Source organism: Streptomyces sp. NPDC025638 (assembly GCF_055558775.1).
This window is the reverse complement of sequence record NZ_JBVHLX010000025.1, coordinates 77148-87123: the sequence shown is the minus strand read 5'-3', so window position 1 is coordinate 87123 and position 9976 is coordinate 77148. Positions and strand designations below refer to the sequence as shown.

The 9976-nt window shown below is 70.1% G+C and carries 11 protein-coding genes; 7 read left to right on the top strand and 4 right to left on the bottom strand.

What is annotated here, in order from left to right; translation table 11 throughout:
- The 4 genes from ACZ4EG_RS41625 to ACZ4EG_RS41610 all read left to right on the top strand — a co-directional run.
- Positions 1-236 (top strand): hypothetical protein (locus ACZ4EG_RS41625; protein WP_467794327.1); only part of this gene is annotated, 236 nt, incomplete at its 5' end.
- A complete protein-coding gene (locus ACZ4EG_RS41620) occupies positions 233-625 on the top strand; it encodes a CPCC family cysteine-rich protein (RefSeq protein WP_467794326.1) in 393 nt (130 codons plus the stop codon). The genes ACZ4EG_RS41625 and ACZ4EG_RS41620, both read left to right, overlap by 4 nt.
- Before the next feature lie 429 nt (positions 626-1054).
- Complete coding sequence (locus tag ACZ4EG_RS41615) at positions 1055-1462, top strand: nuclear transport factor 2 family protein (RefSeq protein ID WP_467794325.1); 408 nt, start codon at positions 1055-1057, stop codon at positions 1460-1462.
- Positions 1463-1478: 16 nt separating this feature from the next.
- Positions 1479-1634, top strand: a complete 156-nt coding sequence (locus ACZ4EG_RS41610) for a hypothetical protein (RefSeq protein WP_467794324.1) — start codon at positions 1479-1481, stop codon at positions 1632-1634.
- A 399-nt stretch (positions 1635-2033) separates the two neighbouring features.
- Here ACZ4EG_RS41610 and ACZ4EG_RS41605 read toward each other — a convergent pair whose 3' ends face one another.
- From ACZ4EG_RS41605 to ACZ4EG_RS41595, 3 genes are all read right to left on the bottom strand, one after another.
- Positions 2034-2465, bottom strand: a complete 432-nt coding sequence (locus ACZ4EG_RS41605; protein ID WP_467794323.1) for a hypothetical protein — start codon at positions 2463-2465, stop codon at positions 2034-2036.
- Between the two features lie 113 nt (positions 2466-2578).
- On the bottom strand, positions 2579-3172 hold the full coding sequence (locus ACZ4EG_RS41600; RefSeq protein ID WP_467794322.1) for a hypothetical protein: 594 nt from the start codon (positions 3170-3172) through the stop codon (positions 2579-2581).
- The gene (locus ACZ4EG_RS41595) at positions 3169-3705 is read right to left on the bottom strand and encodes an ATP-binding protein (protein WP_467794321.1); all 537 of its coding nucleotides are present in this window, start codon (positions 3703-3705) and stop codon (positions 3169-3171) included. Before ACZ4EG_RS41595 ends, ACZ4EG_RS41600 begins: the two co-directional genes overlap by 4 nt.
- Before the next feature lie 611 nt (positions 3706-4316).
- Between ACZ4EG_RS41595 and ACZ4EG_RS41590 the strand changes: the two genes are divergently transcribed.
- Positions 4317-5336, top strand: coding sequence for a DNA-binding protein (locus ACZ4EG_RS41590; protein WP_467794320.1), 1020 nt, complete (start codon positions 4317-4319; stop codon positions 5334-5336).
- A 1-nt stretch (position 5337) separates the two neighbouring features.
- Here ACZ4EG_RS41590 and ACZ4EG_RS41585 read toward each other — a convergent pair whose 3' ends face one another.
- Positions 5338-7026: an NAD-dependent epimerase/dehydratase family protein gene (locus ACZ4EG_RS41585; protein ID WP_467794319.1), complete on the bottom strand. Its 1689-nt coding sequence runs from the start codon at positions 7024-7026 to the stop codon at positions 5338-5340.
- A 637-nt stretch (positions 7027-7663) separates the two neighbouring features.
- Here ACZ4EG_RS41585 and ACZ4EG_RS41580 point away from each other — a divergent pair.
- Together ACZ4EG_RS41580 and ACZ4EG_RS41575 are read left to right on the top strand one after the other, a co-directional pair.
- Positions 7664-9103, top strand: a complete 1440-nt coding sequence (locus ACZ4EG_RS41580) for a hypothetical protein (protein WP_467794318.1) — start codon at positions 7664-7666, stop codon at positions 9101-9103.
- On the top strand, positions 9100-9963 hold the full coding sequence (locus ACZ4EG_RS41575; protein ID WP_467794317.1) for a hypothetical protein: 864 nt from the start codon (positions 9100-9102) through the stop codon (positions 9961-9963). Before ACZ4EG_RS41580 ends, ACZ4EG_RS41575 begins: the two co-directional genes overlap by 4 nt.
- Positions 9964-9976: the final 13 nt, after the last annotated feature.

Here is a 9976-nt window from a genome sequence, read left to right as displayed (position 1 = left end):
CAGACACCGAGCCAAGCGTCACGACGTCGGCAAGACCGTCAAACGCGCCGACACGATCAAGGAACACGAAACCCGCCGAGGATAAACGCCAAGCTCAGAGCGGAGAAATCGCGGTGAAGAGCAAGAAGGGGCTCGTAACCTATTTCAAGCCGGACCGGGGCCGAGAGTACTTCGACGACCCCATCCGAGTGAAGGGCAACATCGTTGCGCCGGGCACTCCCATTCCCTGGAGATGAGAAGCATGTATCCCTGTCCGTGCTGCGGGTACCTCGTCCTCGAGGACGGGCCTGGATGGTACGAGATCTGCCGCATCTGCCGCTGGGAGGACGATCCGGGGCAACTTCGCTCGCCCTGGCTTCCCGACGGACCGAACCGGCCTTCGCTCATGGATGCCCAGCGCTCGTTCGCAGAGATCGGCGTGAGTGATCCGCAGCGGCGCCGCCGGGCTACTACGCCTCAGGCGTCCGACAGGCGCGACGAGGGCTGGAGGCCGTTCGACGTAGCGCGGGACGGCGGTCCGGATCAGCAAACGAAGTCCAGTTACTGGCCCCCGGACAGAACCACCCTTTACTGGTGGCGGCCGACCTACTGGCGCAGGGCCGAGAACCAGCGCCGATCCGAATAGGGGTGTGGGCGGCGTCCCGTTGAGGAGCCGCCCACAGGGCAACATCGCCGAGGGCAGCCGTGCGTGACGCGCCACACCCTGCAGCCCGAAGGAACGGACCGTGAGGTACAGGGGTGGGCGGAGAACAAATCCGCCCACCCCTGTGGCATGTCCGCGCACGGCCATACGTTTACCGTGGCGTCGAAACGAACTGGCCCCAGCATTTTGTTGTCATCAAGGACGAAAGCGCCTTGACCGACAGATTCGGGGAATCGATCGAGGACTATATGAAGAACGTTGCGGACCCGACATCCGCAATGACCCTACGGTGCCTGCCGTACCGGCCCCGTGCAAAGACCGGAGCGCGCAGCCGCCCGGCTCCACTTTGGTCAACGGACGAGGACCCGAAGACCCTTTGCCGAGGACTCCAGGGCGGGAGAGGATGCGTCCATGATCGACACGAATGAGAACCCCGAGGAACAGGCCGCGATCGCCGCGGCGAAGGACGGTGAACTGCGCCTGCACGACCCCGCCGTCCGGGCCTCCGCCGTCGGTGTCCGGCTGTTCGACCCCGAGTTCGTCGAGGTCGGCGCCTCCGGGTGGCGCTGGACGTACGAGGAGATGGTCGCGGCCTTGCCCATTCTGCACGGCGGAGTGGACAGCCCGCGCATCGAGGCCTCTGGCATGCGCGGGGTGCTCCTCGCCCCGGACCTCGTGCACCTGACGTACGAGAGCGTCATCGCCGGACGCCGGGCCCGCCGCAGCTCCCTGTGGCGCAAGGGCGAGGGCGACACCGGATGGCGGCTCTATTACCACCAGGGCACCCCCGTCCCCGAGGGCTCAACACACCTGCATTGACGGGGTGTTCAGCCAGATGGGGCGACCGAGGGAGTGGCGGGACATGTGGGTGACGGACGACGGCGCGCTCCTGACGGAACGGTTCGGGCAGGACCCGCCGCACATGCGGGCGATGGCCTACCGCATGCTCGGCTCGCTCGCCGAGGCCGACGACGCCCTCCAGGAGGCCTGACTGCGGGCGGACGTCTCGGTCGTCGACAACGTCGGCGGCTGGATCACCACCGTCGTCTCCCGGGTCTGCCTCAACATGTTTAGGTCCCGCGACCGGCGCCGCGAGGCCACCCTTTGACGAAGACGACGAATGGTAATGCGTGAGGCCGGCGGCGCTGCGGTGTTCCTAACTGTAGAGGCGACCAGGTACGCCGCGGCCCGGAATGCCATGGTCTCCGCTTTGGTCAACGGACGGGGACCCGGAGACCTTGACCCCCTTTCAGTCAGGGCCTTCGGGTCTCCCCAAGGGATGGCCTGCCGACCGCCATAGCGCCGGGCCGCTCGGGGGACGGCGGCCCAGCACCGGGCGTTGGGCCCGCTCTTCGCCCGAGCCCCGTACGCGTCGGGCGAAGTGCGGGAGCTATGCGGGGGCGTCGCGCTCGGTGGGGAGGTAGGCCAGGAACACGCCCCGCACGTGGAGGTGCTCCAGAACCTGCGCGTGCGCCTCGTTCTCGGTGGTGAGGGCCGGCCGGGCGATGGCGAGGATGCCGTGGGCGTATCCCTGTGCCGCGTACCGGCAGGCCGCCCCGAACCCGGCTCGTTGCGCGAGGGGCGGAGGTTGCCCCACATCGGCGAAGGTGCTGCGCGTGACCTGCCATCCCATCCCTGCCGCGTACTTCTCGATCAGTTCGATGTCCGCGTGCCGCTCGGCGCCGGGCTGGGTCAAGGTGTACGGCGCGACGCGCGCGGGACGGCTGTGGCAGGCAGCCGCCGCGATGATCTGCGCCATGTACTTGCGGCGCAGGACTTCGAGGCGAGCGGCGTGGGCTCTGGGGCTGAGGGGTGTGGTCACATCGTTCCCTTGGGGGGTGACCTGCTGCCGAGGGGAGCTTCTCGGCAACAGGGGCGGTGACCGCGTACGGCGTCAGCTCGGGGAGGTTGGGGGAACGGCGCCGTACGCGGAGATCAGGCGATGGTGCTCAGCACGGATCCGAGGAGCGTTTCGTGAGGGGCGGGACTCGGCTGGAACTGGTCGAGCAGAGGCCGCAGCGCTGTGGGCGGTACGAGCCGGTCGCCGCGGCAGGGGCGCAGCCAGTACGGTCCGGGCGGCTCGACGGACGTCATGGCGGGCAGCGCGAGGCGATGGGGCCGGCCCAGGCACGTCGCGTAGCGGTGCGGCGCCCACTGCTCGCTGGTGCCCGGAGGCAAGAGCCAGATGAGCCACGACCGCTGAGGGTCCTCGATCACCGGCCCGCACGCGTCCGCCCGCTCGTCACCGGTGTGCTGGATCTCGTCCATCACCTTGATGGCGGCGTAGGCCTGCGGGCCGCTCGCCGTGATGATGATGTCGAAGAAGTTGCCGCCCAACGGCAGCTGGAGAACCCGCTGCTGCTGGAGCTCGATCAGGCTGCGCACGCGCGTGGCCAAGTCGCCCATGTCGGGAGCGACGTGCGCGGGGTCTATGCGGCCGGTGGTCGTGACGAAGCCCGCGGGCCCAGCGGGCGGGATTACCCGGTCGGCGTTGACTGGCCGGCGCGGCATCTGCTCCGTGAGGCTCATGCCGGGCCCCAGGTGGTGGGGAGGAGCGCCGCCACGGTCTTGCCGACGACGTCACCCGTGACGGCGTCCGTCTTCGGGTCCCACGACAGGGTTCCCTGGTAGTGGCGGACCCACCAGAGCCCGGGCGGAGGACCCGAAGGGGTGGCGCTCATCGCTTCGTTGAAGTCGGCGAACTCGGGAGTGGCATCGTCCACCTCGATGAGCAGCTCGTCCGTACCGATCAGCACGGTCAGCCTGAGCGTGATCCAGCCCTCGCCGCGCCCGAACGGCCTGGCGTGCCGGACGGCGTTGTCCACGAGCTTGTCGGCAACCCGAGCCGCCGCGTCGACGTTCCCAGGCCAGCGGGCCACGGTGAGCCGAGTGCGGACCCGCAGCCGGGCGTTGGGACCAGCGCCCTCGTTCGCCGCGAGCTTGGTCTGCCACTTGAATCGAGGCTCTTCCTCGTCCTGCTGTAAGGGCAGGAGGAGCACGGTGGCGCTGACCGGGTGTTCGTCGGCTGCGTCGCGGATGGCCTCGGGTGGAGGAGTTTCCACGCACTGGGTGGGGGAAGGGGCTTGCTGCATTGGGGGGTTCACGGGGGACTCCCGGGTATGTGTGCTCGGTTGTGCACTCTCAGCGAAGTAGGCGATCAGAGTTCACCCGCTGCACGTGTCCCCGCCATGGCCTGCAACGTGGCCTCTCCACTTCTTCCGGGCGACAGAGATGGCCTGGGGGTAGCTTTGAAGTGGCTTCTGTGCGGGTTGGGTTGTCGTGGTGAGCGAATGCGGGGTCCCCTTCCCGGAGAAGGGATCGATGCGTAGGCCGGCTGACTGCGGCGCCGCAGACTGGGGGCGGGATGAGAACTGCTGAGCCGAAGACACTGCTCGCGTGGCTGTGTGATCGGGACAGACTTCCCTACCGGCGGTTCGAGGTGAGGTTCACCGAGGTCGGTGTGCGGCTCTTCGGGAACAGCCCCAATAACCCCACCTGTGGCGAGACGCAGTTCCGACGATGGACGGGCGGGAAGTTAGTGACGCTGCCCGGCCCTGCGACCTGCCAGATACTTGAGGCCATGTGGCCTCAGCACACGGCTGACCAGCTGTTCGGGCCGCCGCCGCAGAACGATCCCCAGGCACCCGCGAATGACCTGGAAGAGCGAGTTCGAATGACCGCAGAAGAAGCCCTTGAGGGCGCCGACGCGACTGCTTCGGCGTCCATCTCCGACAACACCCTCGATGAACTGCGCGACCAGGTGACGGCTATGGCCCAGGGTTACCACCTGAAGTCACCAGCGCAGGCCTATGAGGACACCGACATGCTGCGCCTGGTGATCGAGCGTCAGCGGGACCGGACGCAGGTCCCCGTCCAGCAGCAACAGCTCATGATCCTGAATGGGCAGACCGCCGCCCTGCTGGCGGTGGCCGCGTTCAACCTCGGCTACTTCCCGAGCGCCCGCAGCCTCGCGCGCACGGCCGCCGTATTCGGCGAGAGCACCCGCTTCACCCCGCTCCAGGCCTACGCCGACGGCACCTTGGCCTACATCGCCTACCACACAGGCAATGCCACCGAGGCGGTAGCGAAGGCCACGCGCGCCCTGTCCTACGGCGGTCTCGGGGACATGGCTCACAGGCGGCTGCAAGCGATCAAGGCCCGGGGTCACGCCCACCTCGGCGACGTGGTATCCGCCCGGCAAGCGGTGCTGCTGTCCGCGGAGACTGGTCACGGCCGCCGTGACGAGCTGCACGACGAGGTGGGCGGCGAGTTCGCCTTCTCAGAGGAACGGCTGGCCATGTCCACCAGCACGACGGCGCTGCTCATCGGCGATGCCGCGCAGGCCGAAGCGGACGCCCGGCGCGCCCTGGACCTCATTGGGCAGCGGCCGAGTGAGCAGCAGTCGGCGCACGTGCGGGCGGGCGCGGCCGCGGACCTCGCGCACGCCCGGCTCCTAGCCGACGACGTGGAGGGGGCGGCTGCGGCCCTGCAGCCGGTGTGGGACGTGCCGGTGGAGCACCGTCAGACCGGCATCGTCGTCCGTACGGCCCGCATCGGCCGGCACCTGACCCGGCCCGAGTACCACGGCGCCCAGGTCCCGACGGCACTGCGGGAACGGATCGAGGACTTCAACCGCGTGTCCCCGCCACACCGGATCGGCCCCCACGTGGGCCTCCTCGCCATCGAGGGCTGATTCACAGCGAGGCGAGGATCTTCGCCTCCTTCTCCGCGGCGATCCCGTGCTCTGCCCACCGCGGGTGGTCCACGGGACGCCCATCGGCGGCCCACCACCGCCACGTGTCCCGGATCGTCTCGGCGATAGGCCGGCACTCCAGCCCCGTCGCCACCGCGCGGCTGGAGTCGACCGCCCACACCCCAGCGTGGGTGCGCCACAGGGGCAGCTCTGTCCACTGCTTGACGCCCTGCTCGATCAACACCGCGGGATCGGTCCAGACCGGCGCCCCGGCCCCGTCCGTCTCCGCCAGACAGGCTTCCAGGAAGGCCCGGAACGAGATGCCCTCAGGGTGGGTGACGTTGAAACCACCGTGCGCCGAGCTCGCTGCTCGCACGAGGGCGAAGCGGGCGACGTCACGCACGTCGACCGGCTGAATGCGCTGCTCGGCGGGAGCCGGGGCAAGGATGCGGCCACCCCGCTTGGCCCGCTCCAGCCACCAGGGCAGCCGGCCCACGTACTCGCCGGGGCCGAGGATAACGCCCGGGCGGAGGAACACCGCGGCGTCGCCGAAGACCTCGGACACGGCACGCTCGCCGCCAGCCTTCTGGAATCCGTACTGGGTGGGCGAGCCGTCCGCGCCGGTGTAGCCGTACGACTCATCGGCGTCCGGAGGGCATTCGAGGAGCGGCGAGTTGTCCGTGAGCGGCTGGTGGGGCCACCCCTCGTACACGGACACGGTGGAGATGTGCACCCAGCGGTGCACAGCCGGGCGCAGCACGGTCGCGGCCGCCAGGACATCCCGGGGCGCCAGGTCGGAACTTGAGGTGTCGATCGCCGCATCCCAAGGCCCGTGCCCGGCAAGGCGTTCCAGGTCGGAGCGGCTCGTGCGGTCGCCGTGGACCGCCTCCACGCCGTTCGCCTCCCGGCCGGAGAGCCCACGATTGAAGGTGGTGACCTCCCACCCCCGTGCCAATGCGCGCTTTGCGATGTGCTTGCCCAGGAACCACGTCCCGCCCATGACCAGAATCCTCATGAGGAGGATCCTGCCGTGCGACCGGAGGCGACGGAAGCGCCCCTGGCTGCAACATGCGGGTTCGCCAGCCCTACCGGGTGCGCTCGTAGACGAGCACGGGTTCGCACTCGGCGGTGCACGTGTGGTCGCGGACATGGCCGGTTCGCGTGGCAGGCGTGGAGGCCCACCGGCCCCACCGAGGTGGGGTGGGCGAGAGGCCCGGATGCAGGGCCCGTTGGCGATCTGCGTGGACTGCGCAGCCACCGTCACCGCCCACGCACCGTCCGCGTGCTGCGCACTGCGCACCGCCGTCACGGACCCAGGCGCCGATTGCGCATCGGCGGCCGGGTCGGGCAGATCGACGTCCGGCGCCATCGACTGCGCAAGCCGCGCCTGCGCACTCGTCTCTTCGTTCGCGCTGCTGCGCAGCCACGCGCCGACGAACACCTGCGCATAGCCGCCCGGGTCGGCGGTGGCCGCTGCGGTGCGCACGGCGGTGGGCTTGGTCTCGGGGGCTGCCGCGACCGTGGTCGGGGTGGAGGCGACGGCGACGCACAGGGCGATGGGGCCGGCCGCAATCACGGTCCAGACCGCCACGCGTGAGAGGCGTACGCGGCGGCGCATCGCCTCCAGCCGGGCGTCGGCCGCCATCGGAGCAGCGGCCTCGCTCTGTGAGGCCTGCTTGCCAGGGGACATGGTCAAACTCCCAGGTCAGGACGTGTAGTTGCTGACCTTGAGAAAACCCGTCGACCCCGACCCGACCACCGACCATGAACCCCCGACCATGGTCACGATGGGGACACGAAGTCCGTGGTCGGCGCGCGTTGCCCGGACTGGCGACCGCTGTGCGATCACGTGCCGCCCGGCCACTGGACCCGGACACCGATGCGCAGATGGAAGCCGGCCGGGCCGCGACAGACGCCTGCGCAGTACGTGAGACGGACCTGCGCAAGAGGAGATCAGGAAGCTCGGGCGGACTGTGCAGCCGCCCCGGCACAACACGACTGCGCAGGATCCTCAGCCGGTTGCGCAGCCCGATTGCGCAACGCCCGTCCGAGCCTGCGCAGTCGGGCTGCGCAATCCCTGAGCGCCCGGGCTGAAGGCGCCGTGGTCGGCCCGACCATGAGCCCGACCATGGCAGCTAGACGGCTCCGTTGCCGGATCGTGACCGATGGTCGGGGCTCGTGGCCGTCAGCCTTGTCGGGGTCGGCGGGTGAGCTGACGTCATGGAACACACGCACGCCTCCACGCCCGGGACCCCCGGCCGCCCCACCGTGGCGGGCCTGGTGTGCCGTCGTGGCCACTGCGCGCGGCATGCGTCGGGGGCACGGCAGTGAGCCGCTTCGGGGCGGGGATCCGCCGGGGCGTGATGGCGGCCGATCAGTTCACCCAGATCGCCAACACGCTGTTCCGTGACTCCGGGCTGTCGTTCAAAGCCAAGGGGCTCTTCGGGTACGTCAGTACGCACAGGAACGGCTGGCAGGTGACGGTCACCGACCTCGTGCGCCTGGGCCCGGACGGACGCGAAGCGGTCCGCACCGGCCTTAAGGAGCTCGAGGCACACGGCTACCTGATCCGTGAACGCCTGCGCCGCCCGGACGGCACCCTCGGCGAGATCGTCTACTGCATCACGGACCGACCGGCCACCTTGGACATCGCACTGATCGAAGCCGACTTGATGGTCACGGCACCCGAGGCCGAGCACGCCGGCGGCCTCTCAGCGGGGATCCGGCGGGGCGTGATGGCGGCCGATCAGTTCACCCAGATCGCCAACGCGCTGTCCCGCGACACCCGGTTGTCCTTCAAGGCCAAGGGCCTGTTCGGACTGCTCTCCACGCACCGGGACGGCTGGCGGATGACGGTTGCCGACATCGCCCGCCGTGGACGCGACGGGGACTCAGCCGTCAAGAGCGGGCTGAAGGAGCTGGAGAAGCACGGCTTCCTGGTCCGGGAACGCGAGCGCGGCCCAGACGGCACCCTCGGCGCGGCCGCGTACTTCATCACCGATCTGCCCGCTCTGCAAAGCAGCAGGTCACAACCAGAGTCGGGTTTTCCACCAGTGGATGACCCTACGTTGGCTGATCGGTCCACTAAGAACACCAACAGAAAGAAGACCACTCAGCAGAAGACCAGCCCCCTCCGTCCGTGCCGCGGCGACGCGTCGCGAGCACCTGGACGGACGGACCGGCAGGACACGCCGACGTCCCCGCCGGCCGCGCCCGCGGCGGATGAGATGCACCCGGGGATCCTGCTGCTGCTCGAACTCGGGGCGGCTCGCCCCGAGCTGCTGCTGACCGGGCAGGCGCTGACCGACCAAGGCCGCGTCGTGACCGTGATGCTGGAATCCGGCTGGAGTCGCGATCAGTTGCGGCACGTCATCGCCTCCCGGCCCCTGCCCCATCCGGTGCGAACCTCGGTCGGCGCGATCATCGCTGCCCGCCTGCGTGCTGCCCAGGCCTACCCGCCGCCCACCCGCGCGGCCGACCACCACGGCGCACCCGTGTGGGACGCCCCGCCGCCGCAGCCGGTGACCGGCTCCGCTGCCGCGCGCACGGTGAGCGAGGCCCTGACCTACCGGGCCCTGACCGAATGCGCCGGCTGCGGGTTTCCCGGAACCGCCCCCGGCGAGGACCTCTGCCCGGCCTGCCTCGGCTGGCCGCTCTGCCGCAGCTGCCCCGGCCCCACACCCCGGCGCGCCCACCCCGACGGCGACGGCCGCTGCACCACGTGCGCCTCCGCCTTCACCGCCCAACCGGAAGGAATCAGCCCGTGACAGCCACGCTCCACACACCACCCCCGGCAGCGGCCGGGCACAACGAGCGTCCCTTCACCCGCGACCCGGGACGGTGGGAAAGAGAACGCTCCCGCGCCCTGCGGACCGGCCACGTCCGCGATGACACCTGCTCGGCCGACTGCGAGCTGGTACTTGTCCACGAACGCACCCCCTGGGGCTGGCTCGCCTGGACCGTCCCCGGCGACGCCAGCCCGCCCGAGATCCCCCACTGGATCGCGGTGCTCGCTCCAGCCGCCACGCGCATGCAGCGCCTTGCCCTGCGCTGGCTGAGCAGGCGCCCCGCCCAGCGCATCGCCTTGGACAGGGTGCTCGGGTCCCTGCGGTTGACCGCCGCGGCCGCCGCGCTCGTCAGTCTGGTCGCTGGCCTGGTCGCCATGAGCCACGGAGTCCCCGTCGACGTCGCCCTGCCAGCGATGCTCCTCGCCCCGCTGCTCGCCGAACACCTGCCCGATCGGCTGGACAGCCGGGCCCGCGAACACGTCCACACCGTTGAAGGCGACGATGCCTGCCGCTACCTGCAGCGCCTCGCCGCCCTGCACACCTCGCTCGTCCAGGCCGCCGCCGGCAGCGACCGCTACGAACTGCGCCGCTCGGCCGAGATCGGCCACAACTTGCTGTGGGACGCCGCCAGTCTGCTCCAGGCCCGGGACACCCGCGCGGTCTCAGAGGGCCTCATCGTCCGCGAGCGGCTGATGGTGCAACTTGCCCACCAGGGCGCCCAGATCATCCAGCGCACCGCCCACGCGGATGCCACCGCCGACGAGGACCAGACCCGCGACCTTGAGCGGCCTCCCGGCCTGCACTCACCGAGCGTCCGCCGTCGACACCTCGCCCCATGACCGCCCCATCACT

What these genes read in the sequence shown, in the direction of transcription:
- ACZ4EG_RS41590 (WP_467794320.1), top strand. Translation starts at nt 4,317, where the DNA reads ATGACCGCAGAAGAAGCCCTTGAGGGCGCCGACGCGACTGCTTCGGCG.
- ACZ4EG_RS41585 (WP_467794319.1), bottom strand. Translation starts at nt 7,026, where the DNA reads ATGTCCCCTGGCAAGCAGGCCTCACAGAGCGAGGCCGCTGCTCCGATG.
- ACZ4EG_RS41610 (WP_467794324.1), top strand. Translation starts at nt 1,479, where the DNA reads ATGGGGCGACCGAGGGAGTGGCGGGACATGTGGGTGACGGACGACGGC.
- ACZ4EG_RS41615 (WP_467794325.1), top strand. Translation starts at nt 1,055, where the DNA reads ATGATCGACACGAATGAGAACCCCGAGGAACAGGCCGCGATCGCCGCG.
- ACZ4EG_RS41600 (WP_467794322.1), bottom strand. Translation starts at nt 3,172, where the DNA reads ATGAGCCTCACGGAGCAGATGCCGCGCCGGCCAGTCAACGCCGACCGG.
- ACZ4EG_RS41620 (WP_467794326.1), top strand. Translation starts at nt 233, where the DNA reads ATGAGAAGCATGTATCCCTGTCCGTGCTGCGGGTACCTCGTCCTCGAG.